The organism is Aquisalinus luteolus, from assembly GCF_009712425.2.
In the GTDB taxonomy this organism is placed as follows: domain Bacteria; phylum Pseudomonadota; class Alphaproteobacteria; order Caulobacterales; family Parvularculaceae; genus Aquisalinus; species Aquisalinus luteolus.
Genome location: NZ_VCJR02000005.1, coordinates 110,827 through 123,758, shown reverse-complemented (window position 1 = coordinate 123,758; position 12,932 = coordinate 110,827). Strand labels below are relative to the sequence as shown.

The 12,932-nt window shown below is 59.2% G+C and carries 14 protein-coding genes, 2 tRNA genes and 1 pseudogene; 8 read left to right on the top strand and 9 right to left on the bottom strand.

Annotated features, from left to right (window positions below; all coding sequences use genetic code 11):
- Positions 1–350: 350 nt before the first annotated feature.
- From FF098_RS16495 to FF098_RS16485, 3 genes are read right to left on the bottom strand one after another with little or no spacing between them, the layout of a single operon-like run.
- The gene (locus FF098_RS16495) at positions 351–641 is read right to left on the bottom strand and encodes a type II toxin-antitoxin system RelE/ParE family toxin (RefSeq protein WP_155142625.1); all 291 of its coding nucleotides are present in this window, start codon (positions 639–641) and stop codon (positions 351–353) included.
- Positions 638–916 (bottom strand): hypothetical protein, encoded by a 279-nt coding sequence (locus FF098_RS16490; RefSeq protein WP_155142623.1) that lies wholly within the window; start codon positions 914–916, stop codon positions 638–640. Before FF098_RS16490 ends, FF098_RS16495 begins: the two co-directional genes overlap by 4 nt.
- Before the next feature lie 51 nt (positions 917–967).
- Positions 968–1,183: a hypothetical protein gene (locus tag FF098_RS16485; RefSeq protein ID WP_155142603.1), complete on the bottom strand. Its 216-nt coding sequence runs from the start codon at positions 1,181–1,183 to the stop codon at positions 968–970.
- A 234-nt stretch (positions 1,184–1,417) separates the two neighbouring features.
- Between FF098_RS16485 and FF098_RS16480 the strand changes: the two genes are divergently transcribed.
- Both FF098_RS16480 and FF098_RS18070 read left to right on the top strand, forming a co-directional pair.
- Positions 1,418–1,768, top strand: coding sequence for a hypothetical protein (locus FF098_RS16480; protein ID WP_155142601.1), 351 nt, complete (start codon positions 1,418–1,420; stop codon positions 1,766–1,768).
- Positions 1,765–2,799, top strand: a pseudogene (locus FF098_RS18070) (recombinase family protein); the annotation flags it as partial. The gene FF098_RS16480 and the pseudogene FF098_RS18070, both read left to right, overlap by 4 nt.
- 87 nt (positions 2,800–2,886) lie before the next feature.
- Here FF098_RS18070 and FF098_RS17600 read toward each other — a convergent pair.
- The 4 genes from FF098_RS17600 to FF098_RS16460 all read right to left on the bottom strand — a co-directional run bounded on the left by FF098_RS17600 (position 2,887) and on the right by FF098_RS16460 (position 5,103).
- Entirely contained in the window at positions 2,887–3,210 is a 324-nt protein-coding gene (locus FF098_RS17600) for a hypothetical protein (protein WP_205967549.1), read from the bottom strand.
- 85 nt (positions 3,211–3,295) lie between these two features.
- Positions 3,296–3,385: transfer RNA gene (locus tag FF098_RS16470), tRNA-Ser, on the bottom strand.
- A gap of 76 nt (positions 3,386–3,461) precedes the next feature.
- Positions 3,462–4,427, bottom strand: a complete 966-nt coding sequence (locus FF098_RS16465; protein ID WP_166426601.1) for a glycosyltransferase family 2 protein — start codon at positions 4,425–4,427, stop codon at positions 3,462–3,464.
- Entirely contained in the window at positions 4,414–5,103 is a 690-nt protein-coding gene (locus FF098_RS16460) for a sulfotransferase (protein WP_155142597.1), read from the bottom strand. Before FF098_RS16460 ends, FF098_RS16465 begins: the two co-directional genes overlap by 14 nt.
- Before the next feature lie 292 nt (positions 5,104–5,395).
- Here FF098_RS16460 and FF098_RS16455 point away from each other — a divergent pair, with 292 nt between their 5' ends.
- The 5 genes from FF098_RS16455 to obgE all read left to right on the top strand — a co-directional run bounded on the left by FF098_RS16455 (position 5,396) and on the right by obgE (position 10,868).
- Entirely contained in the window at positions 5,396–8,008 is a 2,613-nt protein-coding gene (locus FF098_RS16455) for a zinc-dependent metalloprotease (protein WP_205967548.1), read from the top strand.
- 237 nt (positions 8,009–8,245) lie between these two features.
- A complete protein-coding gene (locus FF098_RS16450) occupies positions 8,246–8,923 on the top strand; it encodes a 50S ribosomal protein L21 (RefSeq protein ID WP_155142594.1) in 678 nt (225 codons plus the stop codon).
- A gap of 6 nt (positions 8,924–8,929) precedes the next feature.
- A complete protein-coding gene (rpmA, locus tag FF098_RS16445; protein WP_155142592.1) occupies positions 8,930–9,196 on the top strand; it encodes a 50S ribosomal protein L27 in 267 nt (88 codons plus the stop codon).
- 80 nt (positions 9,197–9,276) lie between these two features.
- Positions 9,277–9,807: a GNAT family N-acetyltransferase gene (locus tag FF098_RS16440; RefSeq protein WP_155142590.1), complete on the top strand. Its 531-nt coding sequence runs from the start codon at positions 9,277–9,279 to the stop codon at positions 9,805–9,807.
- Positions 9,804–10,868, top strand: a complete 1,065-nt coding sequence (gene obgE, locus FF098_RS16435) for a GTPase ObgE (protein ID WP_155142588.1) — start codon at positions 9,804–9,806, stop codon at positions 10,866–10,868. The genes FF098_RS16440 and obgE overlap by 4 nt, the downstream gene beginning before the upstream one ends.
- A 261-nt stretch (positions 10,869–11,129) precedes the next feature.
- Here the strand turns inward: obgE and FF098_RS16430 are convergent, their stop codons facing one another.
- The gene (locus FF098_RS16430; RefSeq protein WP_155142586.1) at positions 11,130–11,543 is read right to left on the bottom strand and encodes a DUF2780 domain-containing protein; all 414 of its coding nucleotides are present in this window, start codon (positions 11,541–11,543) and stop codon (positions 11,130–11,132) included.
- 93 nt (positions 11,544–11,636) lie between these two features.
- A complete protein-coding gene (locus FF098_RS16425) occupies positions 11,637–12,611 on the bottom strand; it encodes a complex I NDUFA9 subunit family protein (protein ID WP_155142585.1) in 975 nt (324 codons plus the stop codon).
- A 176-nt stretch (positions 12,612–12,787) separates the two neighbouring features.
- On the opposite strand from FF098_RS16425, the gene FF098_RS16420 reads away from it, so the two are divergent.
- Positions 12,788–12,874, top strand: a tRNA-Leu gene (locus tag FF098_RS16420).
- Positions 12,875–12,932 lie beyond the last annotated feature (58 nt).

Sequence of the window (12,932 nt, the reverse complement as noted above, 5' to 3'; positions counted from 1 at the left end):
GTTTCCAAAGAGCACGGGCAGGCTCTTTGGTCGTGATCCAACGAACGAAAGCGTTGGTCATGGGGGTATCGGGGGTAGCTGGAACGCTCCCCTGATTGGCGGGTGTCGGGGGCCATTACCCTGACGAGAGATCAATCGGCGATACGATTGTATGGTGGCGGGAAGGCTCAATGCCTGAAAGCCACCATTGCCGGAGGGGATGCAACGGGGGACGCGCAGCGGGTTCCCCTTGCCAAGAGGCGTGGTATTACCACGCACATCTTGCGATCAACGAAACCCGCAAATCCGAATAAATTCTGTCCTTAGTGTGAACCGTTCCTGCATCAATGCCAGGGCTTCAAGAACTGTGCTTACTCCCGCGCTTCCTTACCGTGCCAGATGCGAACCACAACCAGCGTTTCGGCTTCCTCATAGATGCGATAGCGCAGGACATAGACGCTCTTGCCGAACGGCACAAAGAGCTGTCGGTACGGTTTGTGATTCTGCATCGCCGTTCCGAAATGCGGATTGTCCTGCAGAAGGCTCAAGCCCTCATCAATGGCGAGCATGGCCTTTTGAGCGGCGAGCGGGTTTTTCTCGACTAGGAAATTATAGAGCCGATCAATGTCGTCCTCTGCCTCCGGCAGCAAGACATATTTCATTGAGGATCGGCCCGGCGGGCAGCCTCTGCCGCGAGGCGGTGCAGCTTGCCCTTGATCGAATCGAAGGGAATGGCGCTGCCCGTTTCCAGATAGCGCTGCCAGCGGCTTTCATCCTCGGCGAATTCGGCCTGTTCGCGCTCGGCATCGTCGGCGTAAGAACGCAGCACCGTTTCGGCCAGCTCCGGCACGGAATGCCCGGTGCGCTCGGCAATTGCCAGCAGGCGGACCTGCAGGTCATGGTCGATCTGGAGTGTGTCTGTTTTCTCGGTGCTCATAGTTTATAATACCATCTTCCAACGCGCTGAATCAATGAAATAGCAAAACGGTTAGCCGGATCGACCAAGGGCCTTGGCACGCGCCGCTTGGCGAATTTCTTCCATGCTGCGCTTGGAAACGCCGCTCTCGATGCCTTGTTTGATGGCTTCACGCATCAATTCCAGCCGCTCGTCAGGCGATAGTGCCTCAATCTGGCGGATATCTTCCTCGGTCGGCGCAGTCAGCGAAGACACAGTGATTTTGCCGTTCAAATAGGTTTCACTCATGGGTGGATGCTACCACACAGTGTCGGCTTTGATCCAGATAGACGATGTCAGAAAGAACCGTACACAAACAAAAACATCGACAAATTCGGAATTTCATGTTTCAATTAGGACAGAATACCTATTAATGCGCCCGCAATTCGCAGCCATCGAATGATACGAAACCCTGCCAATTCCCCCGGCGGGGTTTTTTGTTTGCGCTAGAAAGGTACTACCCACACCAACAAAGGAGACGCCATGCCGCCTGATTGCGGTTCGCCAGAAACGGACCACGCACCGACCCCTGTTAAACCCGATATGGAAGAGCTGATCGCCGAGCTGGATGATCTGGACATTTCGCCTGAGGCCAAAGAGGAATTTGTTCGAACTCTCGGCAACGTATTGCTGGCCTTCGTCGAGCTAGGCTTTGGCCTGCACCCTATGCAGCAACACCAGCAAAATCCTAATGAAAATGCGGTAAAGAATGAAGATTCTCTGCTCTTTTCCATCAGCGATGTGCTATGCTTGTCCACATCCAACCGTACACCGATTAACGACCGTTCCGGGCCGTCCAATGAGGAGCCTGCCGGAGAGAAGGGGGAGTCATGACACACGCTGAAACCATCACCAAAACCAAGGCGCTGATTTACGCCCGTATATCTTCCGTCGCGCAGCTTAAAAAAGGTCATGGCCTCGCCAGCCAAGAAACCCGCTGCCGCGAGTTTGCCAAGATGAAGGGCTATGAGGTCGAAGACGTCTTCTTCGACAAGGCCGTTTCCGGCGGCACGCTGCAGCGCCCCGGCATTCAATCCATGCTTGCCTTCATGAAGGCGAACCAGAAGACGGCAAGCTATGTCGTCCTGATTGACGATATCTCCCGCCTATCGCGCGATATCCGCGTCCACCTCGATCTGCGCGATGCGATTGCGTCTAGCGGCGGTCGACTGGAAAGCCCGTCCATCGAGTTCGGCGAGGATAGCGACTCGCGCCTGATCGAAAATCTCTTGGCTTCCGTCTCACAGCACCAGCGCCAGAAGAATGCAGAGCAAACCAAGAACCGCATGCGCGCGCGTCTCATGAATGGCTATTGGACCTTTATCGGTTGCATGGGCTATCGCTTCGAGAAAGTGCCGGGCCGGGGCAAGATGCTGGTGCGCGATGAACCGCTGGCCTCAATCATTCAGGAAGGCCTTGAAGGCTATGCCGCCGGGCGCTTCCAGCTACAGGTTGAGGTCAAACGCTTCTTCGAAAGCCAGCCCGCCTTTCCGAAAAACAAAAAGGGCGAGGTTCGCAACCAGCTTGTCACCGACATTCTAACCAAGCCGCTTTATGCCGGGATGGTCGAGAAGGAAGATTGGGGCGTCACGCTTCGCAAGGGACAGCATGAAGGGCTGATCTCGTTCGAGACGTTCGAGCGTATCCAGAAGCGCCTAAAAGAAGGTGCGTACGCACCAGTTCGCGCCAACCTTAATCATGACTTCATTTTACGCGGCACGGTCGCCTGCGCCGAATGCGGTCACGCCATGACTGCCTGCTGGTCCAAGAGCAAGTCAGGGAAGAAGCATCCTTATTACATGTGCTTCCTGAAGGGCTGCGCGTCATATCGCAAATCTATCCGCCGCGATGAATTGGAAGGCGCTTTCGAAAAATTATTGGGCCAACTCCAGCCAGTTGAACAAATGGTCACCGTTGTTCGGGCGATGTTTAGTAAGATGTGGGATTACCAGTTAGCTCAGGGTGAAGAGCAACGCCGCACCCTGCAAAAGCAGATCAAGGACGTTGAAGGCCAGATCGAGAACTTCCTCGACCGCATTGTTGTCGCGGAAAACCACAGTGTGGTGGCCGCCTACGAAAAGCGCATTGCATCGCTGGAAAAAGATAAGCTGATAATGATCGAAAAGCTCGAAAATCAGGGCCGCCCAGCGCACGCTTTCGAGGATGTATTCGAACTGGCCATGCGGTTCCTGTCGAACCCGCTTGCGCTCTGGAATACAGGCCATCCGGCACACCGCCACACGGTCCTGAAACTGGCCTTTACCGAGAAACTTCAATATTGCCGGAAAACCGGGTTTCGAACTCCAGCAATTTCTTACCCATTCAGGGCTTTAAACAATCTTGCTGTGCCACAAGGCGAGATGGCGGAGAGAGAGGGATTCGAACCCTCGGTACGGTTGCCCGCACAACGGTTTTCGAGACCGCCCCGTTCGACCACTCCGGCACCTCTCCGCGGGGAAGGCAGGTATTATCTTTTGAAAGCAGTTATTGCAAGAGGGTATGTGAGGGGGATGGCATTCTTGTCCGGTCAAGTCGAGGCAGCGGCAGTCTTGTCCTTCTGGCGGGCGAGGAACTCTGTCGCCGCGCGTTGCAGGGCCTTGCGGCCCTGGGGGGTGAAGCCGCCGATCATGACCGGCTCTACGGTGGGTACGGCCCAGGCCTTGCCGGTGATCTGGCGATATTGCCTTGCATAGCGCTGCCATGTCGACAGGCCGGGGGTTTCGGCATCCGCCCTGGCGACGGGCCGGGAGGTGGTGACGCCGCCATGATACTGGTGGAACGTGGCTTCACCCATCACCAGCATATAGGTCGTGTCCGGATGTTCGACGGCACGGCGGAAGAAATCGAGATTGACGATCCCGCCGCCGGGAATGTCAAAGCGTTCATCGAATCCCCCCAGCTCTGCCATCATCCTGCGGCTGAGCGTGATGGCATTGCTTTCGGCCAGGTTGCCGAGCCAGCCACTGGGCGCCGAGCCGCCGAAGCAGGAAATGTTGAACAGGTCATAGCCATTGTTCTGCCAGTCTATGGCGGCCAGCATCTCGTCCTCGATGGCCTGGCAATAGCCTTCCTTCACCGCGACAGCCTGAAGCTTGTAGCCGATATGGCAGCCGACAGTTGCGACCGCGGGTTCGGCGGCAAGACCGGTCGCCTGCATCGTGTATTTCAGCAGGCCGGGCGAGGCCATGCGCGCGCCATCGATGACCGCGCAGATATAGTCGCCCCTTGCAGCGGCAATGCCCTGGTTGAGGGCGGTGGCGGGCGTGGTCGTGACCGGGTCGGCCATCATGTAGCGTACATTGGCGGGCCAGCCTGCAATCGTCTCCTGAGCCACCGGCGATGGCGATCCGTTCTCCACGACGATGATCTCGATGTCGGTCGCGCTGACACAGATCTGGTATGGCGGCAGGAAGGAAGCGACCGTTCGCGGAATTTCCCGGGCCATGTCGTAGGCAACGATGACTATCGAGATAAGGGGCTTATCCTGCGGCATCACACAATCTGTCCCACAAGGGCCTGGCTGAGGCCGGCACGTCATCTTCTGCCTGATGGGTCATCAGCCCGTCTTCGAAAAAATCGATCCGGGCGCTGGTGTCGAGGCCGAGGGTCTCGATGATGCCGGCAAGCCTGTCGGCATAGTCCGGGGTGCCGTAGCGCAGGATCGGGAAAGGGCTCGCGTCATGGCGGGCTATCAGCCGCTCGTTATAGGCCTGCCACAGGGACAGGGCGTGATCGGACGACATCTCTTTCTTCCATTTTTTCGCCCGGTGGCAGAGCGAGGCGACGACGGCAGCCGGGTGCCGGAAGGTGCCGACGAAGCGCGGCGCTGTTTCCGCCAGCCATCCGTCGAGCAGGAACAGCGCACGCGGATCTTTCGCGCCCCAGACCGGCTTGTCCTCATAAGGTTCGATCGCCGTGCGCAGGTCGTCCAGCTGCCCGGATGTCCAGGTAATCTCGCCCTCGGGCGGATTGTCCCAGGCGGCATCATTGTCGGCGAGGACGCGGTCGTGAAGCTTCATCAGGGACAGGTTTTCCCGATTGCCCTTGCGATTGAATGGCGCAGCGGTGTTCACCTCGCCGAGGAACAGGCCAGCCTGCTCCAGCGAACCGGCAAGACATGACGTGCCAGACCGGTGCATACCCAGTATCAAGACAGGCTGTGGCTTCACTCTATGTACGCTCCCCAATTCGCACTTTCAGGTAAGGGGACTAGCTTCTCGGTTTCAGGTCCGGTGTCAACCAAACGCATTAACGAGATCCAAAAGTCGTGCCAGAGCGAGATGTCACGGGTCTCCCGCGTTCCGGAACTGCTGGTGTTTTTGGTGAAAAGCTCCAACCGGAAGGCAATCTTGGGAATCTTCTCGCGTTTGATACGATTTATTTAGTTGGCGGCGCAAACGCTTGTCAGGCCTTTGATTCCCGTGCAATTCTTTCGTCTGCAATCAGTAAGAGGGGCAGTTTATGACCAGGAATTCTTTGCTCGCGCAGCCGTTCTATGCGCTGCTGGCTGGCGTTGCCAGCTTTACCAGCGTGGCGGCGCTGGCAACCGTGATGACCGTCCAGCCGTCCTTTGCGCAGGATGATGAAGACGAGGATGAAGAAAAGACCATCGCCGATGTGGTCGAAGACTATGAAGAGCTCGATGGCCTGTTCCCGATGTGGCAGGACCCGGAAAACGGCGATCTCTACATGGAGATCACCGAGGACCAGCTGGGCGAGGAATTCATTGCCTTCTCCTATACCGAGAACGGTGTTCTGGGTGCGGGCCACTTCCGGGGCAATTACCGCGACCAGCGCGTCATCTCCTTTGAAAAGCGTTATGGCACGATCGACGTTGTAGAGGTCAACACGGCCTTCTATTTCGACGAAGACAATGCCCTGTCGCGTGCATCCGAGGCCAACATCTCCGATGCGATCCTCGCCAATGTGAAGATCGAGGGCGAGACCGCCGGCTCGGGTGACGGCGAGGAAGCAACGCCGACCCGTTACCTGATCAAGGCGAACGACCTGTTCCTGACCGAGAACCTGCACCAGGTGAAAGCCTCTTCCGGACCGAATGATCAGCCGACGGATTTCCGTATCGGCGAGCTGTCCGGCTCCAAGACCCATTACGAGGACGTCCGCAACTATCCGGAAAACACCGACGTCATCGTCAGCTATGTCTTCGACCTGCCGCGCCCGACCAATTATGGCGGGGCTGATGTGACCGATGCGCGTTCCGTCACCATCCGCATGCAGCATTCGCTGATCGCCATGCCGGAGGAAGAATTCACGCCGCGCTTCGACGATTACCGCGTCGGCTATTTCTTCGATCAGGTTACCGACCTGACCTCGCCGGATGCGACCCCCTATCGCGACATGATCAACCGCTGGCGCCTGGTCAAGCAGGACCCGAGCGCTGCCGTGTCCGACCCGGTCGAGCCGATCACCTGGTGGATCGAGAACACGACCCCGGTCGAGTATCGCGACATCATCCGCGATGCGGCGCTGGCCTGGAACGAGTCTTTCGAGGCGGCCGGCTTCTCCAACGCGATGGAAGTGAAGGTACAGCCTGACGATGCCGAGTGGGATGCAGGCGATATCCGCTACAACGTCCTGCGCTGGACATCCTCGCCCAACCCGCCATTCGGTGGCTATGGCCCTAGCTTCACCAATCCGCGCACCGGTGAGATTATCGGTGCCGACATCATGCTTGAGTATGTCTTCCTGACCAACCGTATCACGTATACGGAGCTGTTCCCCGAGGACGGCGCAGCGTCACAGGAGGCCCTTGAAGCCCTCAACCATGCCCATGACAAGGGCAAGGGCCTGTGCAATGCCGGCATCCGCCTGCAGCAGGACCTGATGGTTGCCAGAACGGCAGCGATGCAGGCCGGCGCAAGCGATGAAGAAATCAGCCAGCTGGTCGAGGACGGGCTGTACTACCTGATCCTGCACGAGCTGGGTCACACGCTGGGCCTTAACCACAACATGAAGGCCTCCATCATGTGGGATGCGGTGGAAGTCCACGACAAGGAGCTGACGCAGGGCATCATTGCGGGCTCCGTCATGGACTATCCGGCGCTGAACGTCGCCCCGCAGGGCATGACCCAGGGCGACTATGCCAACCGTCGTCCAGGACCCTATGACAACTGGGCGATCACCTTCGGCTATTCGCCGGATGTCGATGATGCCGGCGTGCGCGCCGAGCTGCTGTCCAAGTCGACAGAGCATGGGTATGCCTTCGGCAACGATGCCGACGACATGCGCTCTGCCGGTGGCGGCGGTATCGACCCGCGCGTGATGATCGGTGACATGTCCTCCGACATGGTGACCTATGGCAGGGATCGTATCGATCTCGTCCAGTCGCTAATGCCGGGCCTGAAGGAGAAATACTCCAATGAGGGCGACAGCTGGGAAGCACTGCGCAACGCGTATCTGATCCTGACCTCCAACCAGGCAGGCATGGGCAGTGCCGTGTCGCGTTATATCGGTGGTGTCTATGTCGAGCGGGCCGCGATCGGTCAGGACGGCGAGACGCAGAGCTATACGCCGGTGCCGAAGGACTATCAGAAGGCAGCAATGAAGCTGCTGAAAGACGAGATCTTCGCCGCGGACGCATTCGACGTGCCGGCTGACCTCGTTGCCAGCCTGCAGCCGCAGCGCCGCGGGTTCAACTTCTTCGGCGACACCGAGGATCCCAAAGTTCATGAGCGTGCCCTGTCGATCCAGTCGGGTGTGCTGAACCACCTGATGAGCGCCAATGTGCTCGACCGGATGACCAACTACCAGCTATATGGCGGCGAGTACAAGCCGGCGGAGATGCTGCTCGACCTCAATGACGCGATCTATGGCGGCGATCTGACCGGTAAGCCGAACACCTTCCGCCAGAACCTGCAGGTCGAATATACAAAACGCCTCGTCGGCATTGTAGGCAATGGCGGGTATGGTCCGGTGGCACAGTCCGCCGCACTTGCCGCGATCAAGGATGTGAACGGCCGTATCGGCTGGTTCGCCTTCGGCCAGGACGCAGCCTCTGCTGCGCACCGCGAGCACATCAAGGCGATCATTGCGCCAGTGATGGAAAAGATCTGATGGCTCGCTAGAGCCTGAAGAGAGGAAAGGCCGGGCAACCCCCGGCCTTTCTTGTGTTTACGGGCTTTTTGTAGGCCCGAGAGTATTGACGGCCTCGGTTTATTCTCGTATGACGCCGCCTCTTTTGGCGTATTCCGTGAAGGGTGCGGCAAACAACGCTGGCAGCAGTCCGGCGGATGAAAAAGGACTTCTCTTTATTAACCGCCCGGAATTGCAGGGCATTTGAAAGGTCGGAAGATGTACGCAGTCGTAAAGACAGGGGGCAAGCAGTATCGCGTTGCCCAGAATGATGTGATCAAGGTAGAGCGCCTCGACGGCGACGCCGGTGACACAATCACCCTCGAAGAAGTTATCATGGTCGGCAACGGCTCTGACGTGAAAGTCGGTGTCCCGAAAGTCGATGGCGCTTCCGTCGCCGCTGAAATCCTGGAGCAGGCGCGTTCCAAGAAGATCACCGTCTTCAAGAAACGCCGCCGCCAGAACTATCGCCGCAAGGCCGGTCACCGCCAGCACCTGACGGTCCTGCGCATCACCGACATCCTGACCGATGGCGCCAAGCCGGCTAAAAAAGCTGCCTCCAAACCGGCAGCAAAGAAAGCGGCCCCTAAAGCGGACAACACGCCGAAGGACGTCGCCGAGACACCGGCAGTCGCAACCGAAGCGGCTGACTTCAAGGACGATATCGCCCTGATCGGTGGCGTCGGCCCGAAACTGAAAGAAAAGCTCACCGGCTACGGCATCACCTCGCTGAAGCAGATCGCCGAGATGGATGACGCCGCTGTCGCCAAGATGGACGAAGAACTGTCCCTCGGCGGCCGCCCGACACGCGACGAGTGGGTCGAGCAGGCACAGGAACTCGTTGCCGGCAAGCCGCCGCGCGCGAAAGTCGATCAACGAGCAGCTGACAAGGAGTAATGGACAATGGCACATAAAAAAGCAGGCGGTTCATCCCGTAACGGTCGCGACTCAGCTGGTCGCCGCCTTGGCGTAAAGAAATTCGGCGGTCAGTCGGTCGTGCCGGGTAACATCATCATCCGCCAGCGTGGCACCAAGTACCACCCGGGCGACAATGTCGGCATCGGCAAGGACCACACCATCTTCGCTCTCGTCGAAGGCAGCGTTTCCTTCCGCAAGACCCGCGATGACAAGTCCGTCGTCAGCGTCGAGCCGGCCCAGGCTGCAGAATAACGGATATCCCTTTCGAGGATTTTGACGAAGGAGGGCCTGTCCGGCCCTCCTTTTTTATTGGGGCCGACCGGTTTGAAGCGATGCCGCATACGATTCGTACAGAGAGATTGCTGTTGCGCCAGCCCGTCGCCCGGGATGCGACGGCGTTCACGCGCCATTGCAACGATTTCAATGTGACGCGGATGACAGCGCGCTGGCCCTCAAGCTTCACCGAGGATTTCGCCCGCGCGCGTTTCGTCAGGGCGGCGGCATGGGATGCAATGAAGGACACCCTCTTTTCGATCCTGTTTCAGGGCGAGTGCATCGGGCTTATAGGGCTGCACGCGAATGAAGAGGGGACAGGCAAGCTCGGCTACATGATCGGCATGTCGGTCTCCGGACAAGGCCTGATGACAGAAGCGGTCACCGCCGTCTGCCGCCACGGCTTTGCCGTGATGGGGCTGAACACCATCACCGCCGACCATTATCTCGACAATCCTGCGTCGGGCCGGGTTTTGCAGAAAGCCGGGTTCGAGTGTATGGGCTATGATCCGCCCGTGTGGTCAGAAGCGCGCGGCCGCGCCGACCCCGGCACGAAATATGCGTTGACGCGCGAAAGGTATGGAAGATGAAGTTTCTCGACCGAGCCAAGATCTATATCAGAAGCGGTACAGGCGGTGCAGGCTGCCTGTCATTCCGGCGTGAGAAATTCGTCGAGTTCGGCGGGCCCGATGGCGGCGATGGCGGGCGAGGCGGGCACGTGTTTGCCGAGGCCGTGGACAATCTCAACACGCTGATCGATTACCGCTACCAGCAGCACTTCAAGGCGGATACCGGCATCCACGGCATGGGCCGCAACCGCACCGGCGCGGCGGGCGAGGATATCACCATCTATGTGCCCGTCGGCACACAGATCTTCGAGGAAGATGAAGAGACGCTGATTGCCGATCTCGACACGGTGGGTGAGCGCGTGCTGCTCGCCAAAGGCGGCAATGGCGGCTGGGGCAATGCCCGCTTCAAGACCTCGACCAACCAGGCACCGCGCCGCGCCAACCCCGGCCAGGCGGGTGAGGAGCGAACGATCTGGCTGCGCCTGAAGCTGATCGCCGATGCCGGCCTTGTCGGCCTGCCCAATGCCGGCAAGTCGACCTTCCTTGCCGCCGTCTCCGCCGCCAAGCCGAAAATTGCCGATTATCCGTTCACGACGCTTCACCCCAATCTGGGCGTCGTGCGCGTCGGCCCGGCGAACTCCTTCGTGCTCGCCGATATTCCGGGCCTGATCGAGGGCGCCCATGAGGGCGCGGGGATAGGCGACCGGTTCCTCGGCCATGTCGAGCGCTGCGCGGTGCTGTTGCACCTGGTCGACGCGAGCGTCGACGATGTCGTCGCCAGCTGGCAAACCGTCCGCACCGAGATGGAGTCCTATGGTCACGGCCTTGCCGAACGGGAAGAAATCCTGGCGCTGAACAAGGCCGATATCGTCAGCGAGGAAGAGCTGGAAGAAAAGCGCGCTGCGCTGGCTAAAGCGAGCGGCAAGGACGTCTGGGTCATCTCAGGCGCCACGACGAAGAACATCGACAAGCTGCTCGGCAAGCTGCTGGAAGTCATCAAGACCACCCGCGGCGAGGAAGCGGCGGAAGAAGCTGCTATTGAGGCCGAGGAAGAAGGCGACGACGAGGGCTGGACGCCTTAGGGTAGTCTGCCATCCTAAGCTGACGGATATATCCTCTTGCTGTCTATAGCTTATTTTATGCGGCGATCTTGGTGCAGATAAAGTCTCGCCAAGTGCCTGTAAGGCAGAGTCTGCCTTACAGGCATGGCTGCCCATTGTCGTGCCGGATTGTGTCTGTCAAGGAGCATGCCCGCCGGAGGCGGCGGCCCTTCGGGCCGTCCTTGACAGACGCAATCCGGTGCGGCATCTGCGGTGATCATTATTGATCGGTAGGCAGATTGTCTAGTTCGCGAAACCTTTCAGCGCGGGGACTGAACCCAGCGCCTGTTTCATCACATCCTCGCCTGCATTTTCCATCAGGAAATTCTTCATCACCGGCATCATGTCCTTTGCCTGATCCATGGACAGGCCGGTCGACTTGAACGCGGCCATTGCCGATATGGCATCACCGGCCCCGCCGCCGAGCATGCCGCCCATGCGCCCCATCAGGCCGCCAAGCGCACTGTTGCCGCCGCCGACGCCCTTGAATTCACCGGCAAGGTCCGCCGCGCCCGGGATCTGCGAGAACAGGGCTGATACGGCATCGCCGTCGCCTTCCTTTTGCAGCAAACCAAGCACGACGCCCACGGCCTGCTTGGCCATGCCGACATCGATACCGAGTTTCGCGGATACCTGCTGGATGAGTTGATCGATCATTTCTGTCTCTCCTCTGCTTAAACGCTTTCACTTTAAAGCGTTTTACAGGGAAGGACAGCTAATGGTCGCCGAAATCGGCGCGGGTTTGGCTGGCTAAACAGTCTCAGGCGAGAACTGGCCATACTTGCGATAGCGCACCAAGTATGTCGGCAGGATCGACAGCAGCGTCTCCGGCTCGATGCCGAGATCCTGGATCGTGCCGATATTTTCCTCGCCACTCTGCCCCACGACATTGTCGCGTTTTAGCAGCTTGACCTGATCGGCAGTGATCGGTGCACTGACGAAGGGCAGGATGCTCGCCGTGTCGCCCGCCGCGCCCATCATCCCGGCGATCGGGAACGGTACCGGCACCAGCGCGCGCTTGCGGCCGATGATCTTCAGCATCATTTCCATCAGTTCCTTGAACGTCTTAACGTCCGGTCCGCCCAGCTCATAGGTGCGGCCATCGGTGGCGTCGCTTTCCAGCGCGGCGCAGACGGCATCGGCGACATCATCGACATAGATGGGCTGGAACTTCGTCTTGCCGCCGCCGATCAAGGGCAGGGCGGGGGAGAAGCGGGTCATCTCGGCAAAGCGGTTGAAGAACTCGTCCTTGGCACCGAAGATGATCGACGGGCGCAGGATGGTCGCGGACGGCAGCGCCTCGCGCATCGCGGCCTCTCCCTCTGCCTTGGTGCGGGCATAGTCGCTATCGCTGTCAGGGTCGGCACCGATGGCGGAGACATGCACGACATTGTTGATGCCTTCTTTCGCGGCCAGCTCGGCAATGTTGCGCGCACCCTGTGCCTGAACCGAGTCGAAATTCTGCTTGCCGGCCTTGGACAGGATGCCGACGAGGTTGACGACGGCGTCAGCGTCCTTCAGCGCCTCGGCGATCGAGGGGCGATAGCGCACATTGCCCTGGAACAGCTGGATCTGGCCGACGGCGCCCATCGGCCGCAGGAAGTTGGCGTGGTGCGGACGGCGCACGGCGACACGCACCCGCCAGCCCCTTGCCGCCAGCTCGCGTACGACATTGCGCCCGAGAAACCCCGACCCACCGAATACGACTGCCAGCTTGCTTGCCATGTGCCTCAAATCCCTGATGTTTCTGCTGCGAGCGGGTTAGCCCAAAAGCCCGCGCCAATCAATGCAGGAACATGCCGCAGGGGTGCTGCGTTCCGCACGGTAAAATTTCGCTGGCGGCCACTCAATTATATTTGACATCGTCGCAGTGGATGCCTAATAAGCGCGTCTCCGAAAGGGCCCAGGTGGCGGAATTGGTAGACGCGCCAGCTTCAGGTGCTGGTATCCGTAAGGATGTGGAAGTTCGAGTCTTCTCCTGGGCACCATCATTTTCCGGTCTGCCTCCGGCAGACCAAAAGCGCCAGTGACGCTTTTGGAGGAAAA

What these genes read in the sequence shown, in the direction of transcription:
- FF098_RS16485 (WP_155142603.1), bottom strand. Translation starts at nt 1,183, where the DNA reads ATGAGTGAAACCTATTTGAACGGCAAAATCACTGTGTCTTCGCTGACT.
- FF098_RS16490 (WP_155142623.1), bottom strand. Translation starts at nt 916, where the DNA reads ATGAGCACCGAGAAAACAGACACACTCCAGATCGACCATGACCTGCAG.
- FF098_RS16430 (WP_155142586.1), bottom strand. Translation starts at nt 11,543, where the DNA reads ATGATCGATCAACTCATCCAGCAGGTATCCGCGAAACTCGGTATCGAT.
- FF098_RS16465 (WP_166426601.1), bottom strand. Translation starts at nt 4,427, where the DNA reads ATGCCGCAGGATAAGCCCCTTATCTCGATAGTCATCGTTGCCTACGAC.
- FF098_RS16480 (WP_155142601.1), top strand. Translation starts at nt 1,418, where the DNA reads ATGCCGCCTGATTGCGGTTCGCCAGAAACGGACCACGCACCGACCCCT.
- obgE (WP_155142588.1), top strand. Translation starts at nt 9,804, where the DNA reads ATGAAGTTTCTCGACCGAGCCAAGATCTATATCAGAAGCGGTACAGGC.
- FF098_RS16440 (WP_155142590.1), top strand. Translation starts at nt 9,277, where the DNA reads ATGCCGCATACGATTCGTACAGAGAGATTGCTGTTGCGCCAGCCCGTC.
- FF098_RS16450 (WP_155142594.1), top strand. Translation starts at nt 8,246, where the DNA reads ATGTACGCAGTCGTAAAGACAGGGGGCAAGCAGTATCGCGTTGCCCAG.
- FF098_RS16495 (WP_155142625.1), bottom strand. Translation starts at nt 641, where the DNA reads ATGAAATATGTCTTGCTGCCGGAGGCAGAGGACGACATTGATCGGCTC.
- rpmA (WP_155142592.1), top strand. Translation starts at nt 8,930, where the DNA reads ATGGCACATAAAAAAGCAGGCGGTTCATCCCGTAACGGTCGCGACTCA.
- FF098_RS16425 (WP_155142585.1), bottom strand. Translation starts at nt 12,611, where the DNA reads ATGGCAAGCAAGCTGGCAGTCGTATTCGGTGGGTCGGGGTTTCTCGGG.
- FF098_RS16455 (WP_205967548.1), top strand. Translation starts at nt 5,396, where the DNA reads ATGACCAGGAATTCTTTGCTCGCGCAGCCGTTCTATGCGCTGCTGGCT.